At 68.0% G+C, this 13,743-nt stretch carries 15 protein-coding genes; 4 read left to right on the top strand and 11 right to left on the bottom strand.

Annotation, left to right across the window (positions count from 1 at the left end; genetic code table 11):
- Positions 1-13 precede the first annotated feature (13 nt).
- Entirely contained in the window at positions 14-541 is a 528-nt protein-coding gene (locus NU688_RS25955) for an SRPBCC family protein (RefSeq protein WP_257863719.1), read from the bottom strand.
- 42 nt (positions 542-583) lie between these two features.
- Positions 584-1,018, bottom strand: coding sequence for a VOC family protein (locus NU688_RS25950; RefSeq protein ID WP_257863718.1), 435 nt, complete (start codon positions 1,016-1,018; stop codon positions 584-586).
- Between the two features lie 131 nt (positions 1,019-1,149).
- Between NU688_RS25950 and NU688_RS25945 the strand changes: the two genes are divergently transcribed.
- A complete protein-coding gene (locus NU688_RS25945) occupies positions 1,150-1,803 on the top strand; it encodes a TetR/AcrR family transcriptional regulator (protein ID WP_257863717.1) in 654 nt (217 codons plus the stop codon).
- A 22-nt stretch (positions 1,804-1,825) separates the two neighbouring features.
- Here the strand turns inward: NU688_RS25945 and NU688_RS25940 are convergent, their stop codons facing one another.
- The 6 genes from NU688_RS25940 to NU688_RS25915 are packed head-to-tail and all read right to left on the bottom strand — an operon-like array spanning position 1,826 to position 8,547.
- Positions 1,826-2,317: a MarR family winged helix-turn-helix transcriptional regulator gene (locus NU688_RS25940; RefSeq protein WP_257863715.1), complete on the bottom strand. Its 492-nt coding sequence runs from the start codon at positions 2,315-2,317 to the stop codon at positions 1,826-1,828.
- 37 nt (positions 2,318-2,354) lie between these two features.
- Complete coding sequence (locus tag NU688_RS25935) at positions 2,355-4,100, bottom strand: acyl-CoA dehydrogenase family protein (RefSeq protein WP_257863714.1); 1,746 nt, start codon at positions 4,098-4,100, stop codon at positions 2,355-2,357.
- Positions 4,101-4,108: 8 nt separating this feature from the next.
- Entirely contained in the window at positions 4,109-5,101 is a 993-nt protein-coding gene (locus tag NU688_RS25930; protein ID WP_257863713.1) for a Bug family tripartite tricarboxylate transporter substrate binding protein, read from the bottom strand.
- A gap of 35 nt (positions 5,102-5,136) precedes the next feature.
- Positions 5,137-5,901 (bottom strand): SDR family NAD(P)-dependent oxidoreductase, encoded by a 765-nt coding sequence (locus NU688_RS25925; protein WP_257863712.1) that lies wholly within the window; start codon positions 5,899-5,901, stop codon positions 5,137-5,139.
- Between the two features lie 22 nt (positions 5,902-5,923).
- Positions 5,924-7,777: a feruloyl-CoA synthase gene (locus NU688_RS25920; protein WP_257863711.1), complete on the bottom strand. Its 1,854-nt coding sequence runs from the start codon at positions 7,775-7,777 to the stop codon at positions 5,924-5,926.
- The gene (locus tag NU688_RS25915) at positions 7,774-8,547 is read right to left on the bottom strand and encodes a crotonase/enoyl-CoA hydratase family protein (protein WP_257863710.1); all 774 of its coding nucleotides are present in this window, start codon (positions 8,545-8,547) and stop codon (positions 7,774-7,776) included. Before NU688_RS25915 ends, NU688_RS25920 begins: the two co-directional genes overlap by 4 nt.
- A 104-nt stretch (positions 8,548-8,651) precedes the next feature.
- On the opposite strand from NU688_RS25915, the gene NU688_RS25910 reads away from it, so the two are divergent.
- A complete protein-coding gene (locus tag NU688_RS25910) occupies positions 8,652-9,518 on the top strand; it encodes an amidohydrolase family protein (RefSeq protein ID WP_257863709.1) in 867 nt (288 codons plus the stop codon).
- A gap of 13 nt (positions 9,519-9,531) precedes the next feature.
- Here the strand turns inward: NU688_RS25910 and kefC are convergent, their stop codons facing one another.
- Positions 9,532-11,382 (bottom strand): glutathione-regulated potassium-efflux system protein KefC, encoded by a 1,851-nt coding sequence (gene kefC, locus NU688_RS25905; protein ID WP_257863708.1) that lies wholly within the window; start codon positions 11,380-11,382, stop codon positions 9,532-9,534.
- A 2-nt stretch (positions 11,383-11,384) separates the two neighbouring features.
- Positions 11,385-12,143 (bottom strand): NAD(P)H-dependent oxidoreductase, encoded by a 759-nt coding sequence (locus NU688_RS25900; protein WP_257863707.1) that lies wholly within the window; start codon positions 12,141-12,143, stop codon positions 11,385-11,387.
- 93 nt (positions 12,144-12,236) lie between these two features.
- Between NU688_RS25900 and NU688_RS25895 the strand changes: the two genes are divergently transcribed.
- Complete coding sequence (locus NU688_RS25895) at positions 12,237-12,857, top strand: ParA family protein (protein WP_257863705.1); 621 nt, start codon at positions 12,237-12,239, stop codon at positions 12,855-12,857.
- 66 nt (positions 12,858-12,923) lie between these two features.
- Positions 12,924-13,394 (top strand): MaoC family dehydratase, encoded by a 471-nt coding sequence (locus NU688_RS25890; protein WP_093438523.1) that lies wholly within the window; start codon positions 12,924-12,926, stop codon positions 13,392-13,394.
- 19 nt (positions 13,395-13,413) lie between these two features.
- Here NU688_RS25890 and NU688_RS25885 read toward each other — a convergent pair whose 3' ends face one another.
- Positions 13,414-13,707 carry a DUF4148 domain-containing protein gene (locus NU688_RS25885; RefSeq protein ID WP_257863704.1) on the bottom strand — a complete coding sequence of 98 codons (294 nt, stop codon included), beginning with the start codon at positions 13,705-13,707 and terminating at the stop codon, positions 13,414-13,416.
- Positions 13,708-13,743: the final 36 nt, after the last annotated feature.

Here is a 13,743-nt window from a genome sequence, read left to right as displayed (position 1 = left end):
TTCCTTGGGTTGGTTACTTTTCGGTGGCCGTCTTGAGGTTGGCAAGGCCGGTTTCGAAGTCCTTGCCGATCATCTGGTCCATGTTGAAGAAGATGCCCATGAGCTTGGCGATGTAGGGGCTCGGGCCGGACATGGCCCAGGTGACCTGCGTGGCGTCGCCCTGCGGCTGCAGCGTGAACTCGGCGATGTTGTGGCCTTCGAAGGGCTTGATGAAATCGAGCTTGATCGCGACCTTCGAGGAGGGCGTCGACTCGGCGATTTCCATCTTGCCCGCGCCCGCCTTGTCGTTGCCTTCCCAGGCGTAGGTGGCGCCCTGGCCGGCCGGCGTGCCGCCGAAGGTGCGCTTCATGGCAGGGTCCAGCTTCTCGTAGGGCGACCATTCGCCCCAGCGGTGGAAGTCGTTGATCAGCGGAAAGATCTTGTCGGCCGGTGCCGCGATGCGCGCCGTGCGCTCCACGCGGAAGGTGTCGGGCCGGGTGGCCGCGTAGACGAGCACGATCGCGATCAGCGCGAGGATGACGAGGACGATTTTCTTGAGCATGAGAGGACTCCTGGGGCAGGGCGGGCTGTTCGTGGTGACCGATTACTTTGCCGCGTCCACCACCATCAGCCAGCCCACGCCGAAGCGGTCGGCCAGCATGCCGAAGTTGCTGGTGAAGAAGGTCGGCGTGAGCGGCTGCATGACCTGGCCGCCATCGGCCAGCGCATCGAACCACTTGCGGGCGTCGGCATCGGTGGCGGCGGTGATCGACAGCATGATTCCCTTGAACTCGGCCTGGCCCGAGCAGCGGCCGTCGGAGAACATCAGTTCGGTCTCGCCGATGCGGATCACGGAGTGCATCACCTTCTCGGGGCTGGGCATGGCGCCGGCGCAGCCGTCGCCGCTTTCCATGGAGGCATCGGCGGGCGCATCGCTGTAGCGCATGAGCTGGACGACTTCGGCGCCGATCGCCTTCTTGTAGAAGGCGATCGCTTCGTCGCAACGGCCTTCGAAGGACAGGTAAGACTGGACTTTCATGGCATTTCCTTTGGACTATCGAGGTTTCGAGGATGCGCACCGGGTTCTGCGCGAGTACGATGGAACTACTTTGTGTACACCGTCCACAAAGAATAGCAGGGATAATGGACAGTGTCCACATGGAAATTGCAATGAAGCTGAACAACGTCCCCGAAAGCCTGCCGCCCGCCCGCAGCACCTACCGCCACGGTGATCTGCGCCGCGCGCTGCTGGACGCGGGCGTCGAACTGGCGCGCGACGGCGGACCTGATGCCGTGGTGTTGCGCGAGGCCACGCGGCGCGCGGGCGTTGTGCCCAATGCGGCGTACCGGCATTTCGGCAGCCGGCAGGCGTTGTTGCTGGCGGTGCGCGGCGCGGCGCTCTCGGCCGCGGCCAAGGCGATGGAGTCGGAACTGGCCGTGCTGCATTTCGATCAGCCGCCCGCCGACTTCGCCCGCGCGCAGGTGCGCGCCATCGGCACGGCCTACCTGCGGTTCGCGCAGGCCGAGCCGGGCCTGTTCCGCACGGCCTTCGTGGTGACCGAGGAGGGTGAGGGCGAAGTGGGCCCCGCAGCCACGGGGGCGAGCGGCATGGGCCCGTTCCAGCTGCTGGGTGCGGCGATCGACCGGCTGGTGGACGCCGGTGTGCTCGACCCGGCGCGGCGCCCGAATGCCGAATTCTTCGCGTGGTCGGCGGTGCACGGGCTGGCGCTGCTCATCATCCACGGGCCGCTGCGCACGCTCGATGCGGAGACCACGCATGCGCTGGGGCAGCGCTTGATCGACATGGTGGAGCGGGGGCTCTAACGCCTGCCCGCAATCTCAGAGATCAGAGATAGATCTTCTGCAGCAGCTTGATCAGCGTCTCGCGCTCGCGCACCGTGAGATTGGCGCTGGCATCGGACTCGAGCTGCACCACGGTCTGCTCGGCTTCCCGCACCAGCGCCTCTCCGTCAGCGGTGAGATGCAGCCCCACCGCGCGGCCGTCGTGCGGATGCGGCCGGCGTTCGATGAGCCCCCGGCTGTCCAGCGTGGCCACCAGGCTCACGAGGTTGGGCGGCAGGATGTCGAGCGTGGTGCACAGCTGCCGCGAGGTGGCGCCCGGGTTGTGCGCCAGCAGCGAGAGCACCGAGAAATCGATCTGCTTGAGCCCGTAGGGCGCCATGCGCTCCGAGAAGACGCCGCTGATGATCAGCCAGGCGCGGCGGGCGTTGTAGCCGACCAGGGTTTCGAGCACGCGGGCATCGAGCCGTTCCGATCGGTTCGATGCGGCCGCGAGGGGCTCGTTCTTGGGGGAGGTTTTTTTCGCGGGAGCAGGCATGGCCCCGAGCGTAACCGCCCGTGACTGCGCCAGGAGCCTACCGCGCGACACCTTCCGCTGCCGCGTGCGAAAGGGCCAGACTCTCGCAGGCGCGCTTGACGATGCCCAGCCGCATCTCGAACTCGGGCAGCACCCAGCGGCGGAAGGCTGCGGCCGCGCGCGTTCGGCCGGCGTCGTCGGTGCCGCCGGTCGCTTCGATGCGCGCCCAGGCCCAGGCCATCATCGTGAGCATCACCACCCGCAGGTAGTCGTCGGCCACTTCGTAGGGGAGCACGGGGTTGGCATGCGCAGACATCGCGATGGTCGTGCCCAGGTAGCGCAGCTGCGCGAGCCGGCGCTGCACATCGGCGTCGGCGTCGCGCGATGCATCGAGCGTGTCGCGCAGTTCGAGCAGCACGGCCGACATCGCGGCGCCGCCGTCGGGCAGCACCTTGCGCACCAGCAGGTCGATGGCCTGGATCTCGTTGGTGCCCTCATAGATCATGGTGACGCGCGCGTCGCGCACGACCTGCTCGATGCCCCACTCGCGCACATAGCCGTGGCCGCCGAACACCTGCAGGCATTCGCTCGCGCCGTGGAAGGCCTGGTGCGTGCAGGCCGCCTTGAGCACCGGCGTGACCAGCGAGCACCAGCGCAGCGCGCGCTCGCGGGCTTTGGGGTCGGCGTCGTGCGCGGCCACGTCGAGCATCAGCGCGCTGCGATACGCCAGCGTGCGCGCGCCGTCGATCCAGGCGCGCTGCGTGTCGAGGATGCGGCGGATGGCGGGGTGCTCGGCGATCAGGTCGGCTGCTTCCGTGCCGCGGCTCGCGGGCACGGCGCCGGGTGCGCGCATCTGGCGGCGTTCGGCCGCGTAGGCGTCGGCCTTCTGCCAGGCGGCGTCTAGCAGGCCGATGCCCTGCAGCGCCACGTGCAGGCGCGCCGAATTCATCATCACGAACATCGCGGCGAGCCCGCGGCCCGCTTCGCCGACGAGCCAGCCGGTGGCATCGTCGAAACGCATCGAGCAGGTCGGGCTGCCGTGCAGGCCCATCTTTTCCTCGATGCGTTCGCAGTGCACCGCGTTGCGCGTGCCGTCGGGCAAAAGTTTGGGCACGAGCACCAGCGACAGGCCCTTCGGCCCGGCCGATGCATCGGGCAATCGGCACAGCACCAGGTGAACGATGTTCGGCGTCAGGTCGTGCTCGCCGCCCGAGATGAAGATCTTGCTGCCGCTCACACGCAGGCTGCCGTCGGCCTGCGGCATGGCGCGCGTGCGCACCTGGCCGAGATCGCTCCCTGCGTGCGCTTCAGTCAGGCACATGGTGGCGAGCCATTCGCCGGTCGCGATCTTCTGCAGATAGCGGCGCTTCAGTTCGTCGCTGCCATGGTGCTTGAGGCAGGCGTAGGCGCCGTGCAGCAGGCCCGGCGCCATCGTGAGCCCGTGGTTCGCCGCGCTGAGCCATTCGTAGAGCACAGCCTCGAGCACGGAAGGCAGGCCCTGGCCGCCGTCTTCCGTCGCGGCCGAAAGCGCAGGCCAGCCGCCATCGACGAAAGCCTGGTACGCCGCGCGAAAGCCCGGCGGCGAGATGACTTCGCCTTTGTCGAACCGGCAGCCGACCTCATCGCCCTCGCGATTGACGGGCGCCACGACCTCGCCAACGAAGCGCGCGGCCTCTTCGAGCACCTGCGATTGCAGCGCCTCGTCGACCTCGGCGAAGGGCGCGAGCGCCCGCAGTCGCGCCGGCGCATCAAGCACCACGTTCAGCAGAAAGCGGACGTCTTCGGGGCGGGGCCGGTAATCCATCAGCTGCTTCAGGACTCGGCGGTGAAGCCGATCTTCTTGACCAGCGGACCCCAGCGTTCGTACTCCGCCTGCAGCGACTTCTTCATCTCCTCGGGCGAGGAGCCATGGGCGATCAGCCCGACCGACAGCAGGCCGTCGGCCACGGCCTTGTCTTTCAGCGCAGCCTGGATCGCGGTGCTCGCAGCGGTGATGACGGGGGCGGGCGTTTTCGCCGGTGCGAAGAAGCCGAACCATTCGTCGGCCACGATCTCCGGAAAGCCCTGTTCGGTGAAGGTCGGCACATCGGGCAGGTAGGCCGGGCGTTGCGCCCCCGAGGTGGCGAGCACGCGCAGCTTGCCGGCCTTGGCGAACGGCAGGCAATCGCCGGCGGGCGTCACGCACGAGGCGATCTGGCCGCCCACCACGTCGTTGATGCCGGGCAGCGAGCCGCGGTAGGGCACATGGCGCAGGTCGGCGCCGGTGCTCAGGCCCAGCAGCGCGCCCAGGAAGTGCGGCGTGGAGCCCGCGCCCGGCGAGCCGTAGCTGGCCTGGCCGGGGTTGGCCTTGGCCCAGGCGATGTAGTCCTTCAGCGTCTTCACGCTGGCGGGCACCATGGGGCCAACGGCCAGGCCGTGCGTCATCACCGCGCCGATGGAGATCGGCGCGAAGTCCGGAATGGCGTAGGCCAGCTTGGTGTAGATGTGCGGATAGATCGACAACGCCGAGGCCTGCGCGAGACACAGCACCGAGCCGTCGGCCGGCGAGGTCTTGAGCGTGTCGAGCGCGATGCGTCCGCCCGCACCGGGCTTGTTCTCGACCACCGGGTTCGTCTTGGTGAAGGGCGTGTCGCCCACCTTGTCGGCCACGCGGCGCGCCACGCTGTCGCCAGCGCTGCCGGCGGGAAAGCCGTAGTAGATCTTCACCTGCTGCTGCACCAGCTGGGCGAGTGCGGCGAGGGGATGCAGGGCGCCGATGGCGGCTGTGCCGCCGAGCATGTTCACGAACTGACGTCGGTTGGTCATGGTCTTGTCTCCTGGTTTGCTGCTGGGGGCTGGAATCAGCGCGGCGCCATGCGCAGGGCGCCATCGAGGCGAATGACTTCGCCGTTGAGGTGGCCGTTGGTGACGATGTGGCAGGCCAGCTCGGCAAATTCCGAAGGCTTGCCCAGGCGCGGCGGGAACGGGATCGACGCGGCCAACGAGTGCTGCACGGCTTCGGGCAGTTCCAGCAGCAGCGGTGTGGCGAACAGGCCCGGCGCCACGGTGCACACGCGGATGGCGTGCTGCGCGAGGTCGCGCGCCATCGGCAGCGTCATGCCGACGAGGCCGCCCTTCGAGGCGCTGTAGGCCTGCTGGCCCACCTGCCCGTCGAAGGCTGCGACCGAAGCGGTGAAGAGCATCACACCCTTCTCGCCGTTGGCCAGCACTTCGAGCTTGGCGCAGCGTGCCGCAAAGAGGCGCGCCATGTTGTAGCCGCCGACGAGATTGATGTTGACCACGCGCACGAAGTCTTCGAGCGGCGCCGGGTTGCCGTCCTTGCCGACGATGCGCTTGGCGCTGCCGATGCCGGCCACGTTCATCAGGATGCGCGCGGGGCCGTGCGCGGCGGCGGCCTTGTCCAGCGCGGCGGTGACGCTGTCGGTGTCGGTGATGTCGCAGATGCAGGCGACGCCACCGATTTCCGCGGCCACCTTCTCGGCGAGCGCGGCGTTGCGGTCGAGAACCGCGACCTTCGCGCCCAGCCGTGCCAGTTCGCGCGCAGTGGCTTCGCCCAGGCCCGATGCGCCGCCGGTGACGAGGGCGGCTTGTCCTTCGATCTTCATGGTGTGTGGTCTCCTGGAATGTCTAGCGGGGCACGAGGGTGAAAGGCAGCGTGCCGGCGTGCATCGCATCGGCGAGCGCGGCGCGGTGCTTGAGCACGGCGCGTTGGTTGATCGAGCCCTTGTCGGTCACTTCGCCCTTGTCGATGGAAGGCGGCTCGGCCATCAGGTGCAGTCGCGCGATGCGGTTCGCACTGCCGGTGCCCATGGCGGCCAGCTCGTTCGCCACCTGCTGGAAGTGCGCCTGTACCGGCGCGCTTTCGAGCACCTGCTGCATCGTGGCGTTCGCACTCAGGTTGGCAAGTTGCCGCACCTTCTGCGTAGTGAAGATCAGCGCGCCGACTTCCTTCAGGTTGATGCCGGTCAGCACCGCGTCCTGCACATAGGGTGCGCCGGCCGCGATGATCTTCGCGCGCAGCGGGCCCACGCTCACGAAGGTGCCGGTGGCGAGCTTGAAGTCTTCGGCGATGCGGCCGTCGAAGCGCAGGCCGCGATGGATGTTCGCGTCGTCTATCCACTTCACGGCATCGCCAGTCGAGAAGAAGCCTTCTTCGTCGAAGGCCTCGGCCGTGGCTTCGGATGCGCGCCAGTAGCCGGGCGTGATGTTGGGGCCGCGGTAGCGCACCTCGGTCTTGCCGTCGACCTCGATCAGCTTGAGTTCGATGCCGGCCGCGGGCAGGCCGATGTCGCCCGACTTCACTTCGGGGCCAGTCACGTAAAGCGCGAATGGTCCCGACTCGGTCATGCCGAGGCCCGTGCCCATCACGATGCGCTCGCCGACTTCGGCCTCCTGCGTCTTGTGCAGACTGTCCCAGATGGGCTGCGACAGCGCCGCGCCCGAGTAGAAGAACATCTTCACGCGCGACAGCAGGTTGCGGCGCAGCACCGCATCGCTTTCCATCGCGTGCGCGATCGCCTCGAAGCCCGTGGGCACGTTGAAGTAGATGGTGGGCGCGACCTCGCGCAGGTTGCGCAGCGTCTCGGCCATGCCCGCGGGCGTGGGCTTGCCGTCGTCGATGTAGAGCGTGCCGCCGTTGTCCAGCACGATGCCCACGTTGTGGTTGCCGCCGAAGGTGTGGTTCCAGGGAAGCCAGTCGACCAGCACCGGCGGCTCGTCGCCCAGCGCGGGAATCGACTGGCGCAGCTGCTGCTGGTTGGCGCACCACATGCGGTGCGTGTTGATCACCGCCTTGGGCATCTTGGTCGAGCCCGAGGTGAAGAGGAACTTGGTGATGGTGTCGGGGCCGGTCGCGCGCATCGCGGCGTCGATGGCGGGTGTTGCGGGCGTCGACGCAAGCGTGCTGAACGCGGTGGCGGCGCGGCCTTCGAGCCGGCCTTCCGCGAGTACGACCTCGGTGCCGGCCGGCACGGCGGCTTCGATGGCGCGGCCGTAGCGCGCCGCGTCGGTGGCGAACACGAGGCCGGGCGTCAGCGTGTCCAGCACGTGGCGCAGCTTCTCGAAATCCTGGCTCACGAGTGAATAGGGCGGCGAGACGGGGCAGTAGGGCACGCCGGCATAGAGGCAGCCGAGGGCGAGCAGCGCGTGCTCGATGCCGTTCTCGCTGAGGATCGCGACCGGGCGCTCGGCGTCGAGGCCGCGGTCGAGCAGCGCTTGTCCGATGCCGCGCGCTTCCTGCAGCGCCTGTTCATACGACACGCGCAGCCAGTCGCCGGTGCTGCCGTCGGCCAGCCGTTCGCGGCGGGCGATGAAGGTGCGTTCGGGCGCATGTTCGGCCCAGTGCGCGAGGCGGTCGGTCATGCGCTCGCGGTAGGCGTCGAGCTGCGTCTCGGCCTGCAGGTACTGCGTGCCTGGCGCGCCGTCGCGCAGCACCGCGCGGGTCACGCCGAAGGCCAGCGGGCGGTAGCGGATGGCGGTCATCCCTTGCTCACCTTCGCGCCGCGGCCTTCGAGGAAGTCGCGCACGCGCTCCTTGGCCTCGGGCGCGGCCTGCACGATGCCGGACATCAGCGCTTCGGTGAAGAAGCCGTGGTCGGCCGACTGCTCGGCGATGCGCGGCAGCGCGTGCATCAGCGCGTAGTTGGTGAGTGGCGCGTTGGTGGCGATGCGCTTGGCGAGCTCGAAGGCCTTGTCGAAGGCCGTGCCCTCGTCGACGAGGTACTGCGCGAAGTTGGCGCGCTCGCCGTCTTCGGCGTTGTAGACGCGGCCGGTCATCATCATGTCGGTCATGCGGGCCACGCCGATCAGCTTGGGGATGCGCACCGAGCCGCCGCCGCCCACGAAGATGCCGCGCGATCCTTCGGGCAGCGCATAGAAGGTGGAGCGATCGGCCACGCGGATGTGGCAGGCGCTCGCCAGCTCGAGCCCGCCGCCGACCACCGCGCCGTGCAGCGCCGCGACCACCGGCACCGGGCCGTGCTGGATCAGGTCGAGCGCGGCGTGCCACAGGCGCGAGTGCTGCATGCCCTGGCCGGCGTCGCGCTCTTTCAGTTCGCTCAAATCGAGGCCTGCGCAGAAGTGCGGGCCCTCGCCGTCGAGCACTGCGGCGCGCACGGTGGAGGGCAGTTGCTCGAAGGTGTCGCGCAACGCGAGGATCAGGCCGTCCGACAGCGCATTGCGCTTGGCGCCGCGTGCGAGGCGGACGATGGCGACGTCGTCGCGAATGTCGAGTTGGAGGTCGGGATTGGTCATGATCGGGTTTGAGTGTGAGACGAATTATGGTTATGATAAATAATCAATTCAAGGCATTTGAGTGCCTCGGATCCTAGGGACTTACCCGCATTGGAGACAACGACATGGACCACCGGAACCTGATCGCCATCGACATCCACACCCACGCCGAAGTGAGCTGCTGGAACCCGTTCGACAACTACGGCGAGGAATACGACCGCGCCGCCGACAAGTACTTCGGCTCCAGCGGCCGTCCTACCATCGCCGAGAGCGTGGCGTACTACCGTGAAAGAAAGATCGGGCTGGTGATGTTCATGGTCGACGCCGAGTCGAACATGGGCCGCCGCCGCATCCCCAACGAGGAGATCGCCGAGGCCGCGGCAGCGAACAGCGACATCATGATTGCCTTCGCCAGCATCGATCCGCACAAGGGAAAGATGGGCGCGCGCGAGGCGCGCCGGCTCATCGAGGAGCACGGCGTGAAGGGCTTCAAGTTCCACCCGACGGTGCAGGCCTTCCATCCCTACGACAGGATGGCCTGGCCGATCTACGAGGTGATTGCCGAACACGGCCTGCCGGCCATCTTTCACACCGGCCACAGCGGCATCGGCTCGGGCATGCGCTGCGGCGGGGGCCTGCGGCTGGAGTACAGCAACCCGATGCACCTGGACGACGTAGCCATCGACTTCCCCGACATGCAGATCGTGATGGCCCACCCCAGCTTTCCCTGGCAGGACGAGGCGCTGAGCGTGGCCACGCACAAGCCCAACGTGTGGATCGACCTCTCGGGCTGGAGCCCGAAGTACTTTCCGAAGCAGCTCGTGCAGTACGCGAACACGCTGCTGAAGGACCGCATCCTCTTCGGCAGCGACTACCCGCTGATCACCCCCGACCGCTGGATGAAGGACTTCGAGGCGGCGGGGTTCAAGCCGGAGGTGATGCCGGGGATCCTGAAGGGCAATGCGGTCAGGTTGCTGAGACTCGAAGGCTGAGGGGAGAAGACGGCTACGAATCCGCCTCTTCCTTCTCGTCGATCCGGTCCCAGTCGCGCCCCGAGCGGCGCTGCCGTTCCTCGCGCTCGCGCGCCATCTGCTCCTCGAACTGCTGGCGGCCTTCCTTGTTGGCTGCGATCAGCTTCGCGCGGTCCTTGTAGTGCGGATAGATCTCGTCGCTCAGCTTGATGTTCCGCGTGCGGAACCGCATCGTCGACTCGCGCGCTTCGTGCGCCGGCCAGCCCAGCGCCTCGAGCGTGGAGCGCGCGCTGCGCAGCGACGACTCGAACACCTCGCGCTCGATGTCCTTCACGCCGCGGTCGCGCAGCTGGAAGAGATGGGTCACGTTGCGGGCCCGCGCGATGATGCGGGCCTGCGGGAAGTGCTCTGTCACGAGGTCGACGATGTCGAGCGACTGCTCGATGTCGTCCACCGCCACCACGATGGCCTTGGCCGACCCGGCGCCCGCGGTGCGCAGCAGGTCGAGCCGCGTCGCATCGCCATAGAACACGCGAAAGCCGAACTGGCGCAGGCCCTCGACCGTGTCGGCGTCGTGGTCCAGCACCGTCACGCGCAGGCCCTGCGACATCAGCATGCGGCCGACGATCTGGCCGTAGCGGCCGAAGCCGCAGATCAGCACCTTGGCGTCCTGCTGCTCGGAAATTTCTTCCATCTGCGGGCCGGTGTTGCGGCTGTAGCGCGGCAGCACGAACTTGTCGAGCAGCACCAGGAGAAGCGGCGACAGCAGCATCGACAGCGCCACCGCGCCGATCAATAGCGATGTGATCTCGGGCGGCAGCACGTCGGGCCCCGCCGCCTGGAACACCACGAACGCGAATTCGCCGCCCTGCGCGAGCAGCAGCGTGAACACCGGCCGCTCCTGGTAGGCCAGGCCCATCGCCTTGGCGAGCGCGTAGATCACGGCCAGCTTGATGACCATGAAGCCGATCACCAGCGCGGCCATCACCCAGGGGCTCGCGATCAGCACACCGAAATTGATCGACATGCCCACGGCAATGAAGAAGAGGCCGAGCAGCAATCCCTTGAAGGGCTCAATGTCGGTCTCGAGTTCGCGCCGGTATTCGCTTTCGGCCAGCAGCACGCCGGCGAGGAAGGCGCCCAGCGCCATCGACAGGCCCACCACTTGCATCAGCGCCGCGATGGCCACCACGAGCAGCAGCGCCGCGGCGGTGAAGATCTCCGGCGTGTCGCTGCGCGCGATCCAGCGCAGGATCGGGCGCAGCAAGAGACGCCCGCCGAGGATGATGCCGGCGATCACGCCGACGATCTTGAGCGCCTCCAGCGCGCGGTCCAGGCCACTGAACGATTGCTCCGCGGCGGTGGCACCGGCCAGCAGCGGCAGCAGCGCGAGGATCGGGATGGCGGCCACGTCCTGGAACAGCAGGATCGAGAAGCCGGCCTGGCCGCTCGGCGTTTTCAGCAGGTTGCGTTCGCCGAACACCTGCAGCGCGATGGCGGTGGAGGAGAGCGCTAGACCGAGCGACGCCACCAGCGCCACGCGCCATTCGGCGCCCACGGCCCAGCCCGCGGCGAAGAGCACGGCGGCGCAGGTCAGCACCTGCGCGGCGCCCCAGCCGAAGATGGGCCGGCGCAGGTTCCACAGGCGCTTGGGTTCGAGCTCCAGGCCCACGAGAAACAGCATCAGCACCACGCCGAATTCGGCGAAATGCAGCACGTCCTCCACGCTGGACACGAGGCCCAGCCCCCATGGGCCGATCGCGATGCCGGCCACGAGGTAGCCGATGATCGAGCCGAGCCCGAGGAACCTCGACAGCGGCACCACCAGCACGGCGGCGCCCAGGTAGATCAGGCTGCTGGTCAGCCAGGCGGGTGCGTGTTCCATGCTCAGGCCGTGCCTTCCCGGTTGTTGTCGTCGTTCTTGGCTTCGTTGGCGGCGGACACGGAGGCGATGCCCCGGGTCATCGCGGAGTGGAAGGCGCTGGACACCACCTTGCCCATGTCGTCGGATTCGGCCGGGCGGTCGGCTTCGGGCACGGGGCAGGCCACGCAGGCGTCGATCTCCTCGATCTCGGGCCAGTCGGGGTAGCTGCCCAGGCGCTGGGCGTAGGTGTCGACATGCCGTGTTACCTCGGCCTCGTCGGCGCTGCGTGCGCCGTAGAAGACGAGCGGCGGCAAAAAGCGCATGCCGCAGAGCGCCGCGGTCTGCTCGTAGGGCGGCAGGAAGGCGTCGAAGAAATAGCGGTGGTAGCTCTGGGGGTGGTAGCTCGGCTCGGGGCTGCCGGTGGTGGCGACCAGCCAGAAGTCCTTGCCCTGCAAGGCGGTGCCGCCGGGGCCGTAGGCCCAGCCGTAGGCGAGCACGTCGTCGAGCCAGAGCTTCTGCAGCGCCGGCATCGAATACCACTGGATCGGGTGCACCAGCACGACCAGACTGGCCTTCGCGAGCCGGGCCTGCTCGGCCTCGACGTCGATGGCGAAGTCGGGGTAGCTGCCATAGAGGTCGTTGACCTCCACCCCCGGCACCGCGCGCGCGGCGGCGAGCATGCGGCGGTTCACGCGCGAATCGCGCCAGTGCGGGTGGGCCGCGATCACGTAGATGCCGCCGCTGTCAGCGGCGGGGTTTCCCGGAAGTGTTGTCGTCGTCATGCCGCGAACATAGCGCAACCGGAGGCGATTCACCGGTGCAAAAAGGGCGAGGCACTACCATCCTGTCCTGTTCCAGCTCTGGAGGAGAACTTCATGCCGGTGGTTCTGGTCGCCAACCCCAAGGGTGGCGTTGGCAAGTCGACGATCGCGACGAACATCGCGGGTTACTTTGCGAGCCGCGGCCATGCCGTGATGCTGGGCGATGTGGATCGCCAGCAATCCTCGCGGCTCTGGCTGGGTTTGCGCCCGCCATTGGCCCGGCCCATTTCCACCTGGGAAGCCTCCGGCGACAGCACCGTGGTGCGGCCCCCGCGCGGCACCACGCACGCGGTGCTCGACACGCCCGCCGGCTTGCACGGCTGGCGCTTCAAGGAGGTGCTGGCATTGGCCGACCGGGTGATCGTGCCGCTGCAGCCGAGCATCTTCGACATCTACGCGACGCGCGATTTCCTCGACCGGCTGCTGGAGCAGCGCAAGGCCGAGAAAACGAAGATCGGCCTCGTGGGCATGCGCGTGAATGCCCGCACCCTGGCGGCCGACCGGCTGAACGAATTCATCGCCGGGCTCAGCGTGCCGGTGCTGGGCGAGCTGCGCGACACGCAGAACTACGTGCAGCTCGCAGCGCGCGGGCTCACGCTGTTCGACATTGCGCCCGGCCGGGTGCAGCGCGACCTGGAGCAGTGGCAGCCCATCTGCGAATGGCTCGAAGCCTGACCCCTTGTTTTCCCTGAGGCCGGTTGTCGCGATGCCGACAGCCGCGCCGAAGCCCTTGGCGCCAGAATGCCGCGCATGACCAAAAAGACATTCCAGACCCTTCAGGATCTCGCCGCCTGCGTCGGCCAGGAAGTCGCCGTGAGCGACTGGATCACCGTCACGCAGGAGCAGGTCAACCAGTTCGCCGAGGCGACGGGCGACCACCAGTGGATCCATGTCGATGTCGAGCGGGCCAAGGCCGGCCCCTTCGGCGGGCCGATTGCCCATGGCTTCCTGACGCTGTCGCTGCTGCCGCGCTTCTACGAGACCGCGTTCGACGTGGTGGAGTCGCGCATGGGCGTGAACTACGGGCTGAACCGGGTGCGCTTCATGTCGCCGGTGCCGGTGGGCAAGCGCCTGCGGGCCCGCATGAAGCTGCTCACCGCGGAGCCGATTCCCGACGACGGCCTCCAGATGACCTGGGAAACCGCCATCGAGCTCGAAGGCGCGGCCAAGCCGGCCTGCGTCGCCGAATCGGTGGTGCGCCGCTACCGCTGAGAGCGGCTTTCTTTTTTTCTTACATCCGGCGGTCGGTCACTTCGCCGTAGGTGGCGGCGCCTTGCCGCGTGATGCCGAGTGCGCTGGCGCGAACCGCGGCGCGGTCGGTGTTGCCATTGGTCTGCTGGGCCACCCCGGTGCCGCCGTTGCTGATCTTCAAGGGCTGGCGGGCCTGGGCCTGCACCTCGGCGCGGGACAGCGTCGACTGGAAGGGCGCGGGCGGCAGCGGGTTCTGTTCACCCAGGAAGGCCTGGGCACCGGTGCTGAGGGCAAGCGTGGCGAAGGTCGCGAAGGCAATCGACTTGGCATTCATGACGGAACTCCTTGAGGCAAAGCGTTGAAGGACTCG

It is taken from the genome of Variovorax sp. ZS18.2.2, from assembly GCF_024701975.1.
Classification (GTDB): Bacteria; Pseudomonadota; Gammaproteobacteria; order Burkholderiales; family Burkholderiaceae_C; genus Variovorax.
Note: the sequence above shows the minus strand (reverse complement) of the source record. Positions and strands in the feature narration are given on the sequence as shown.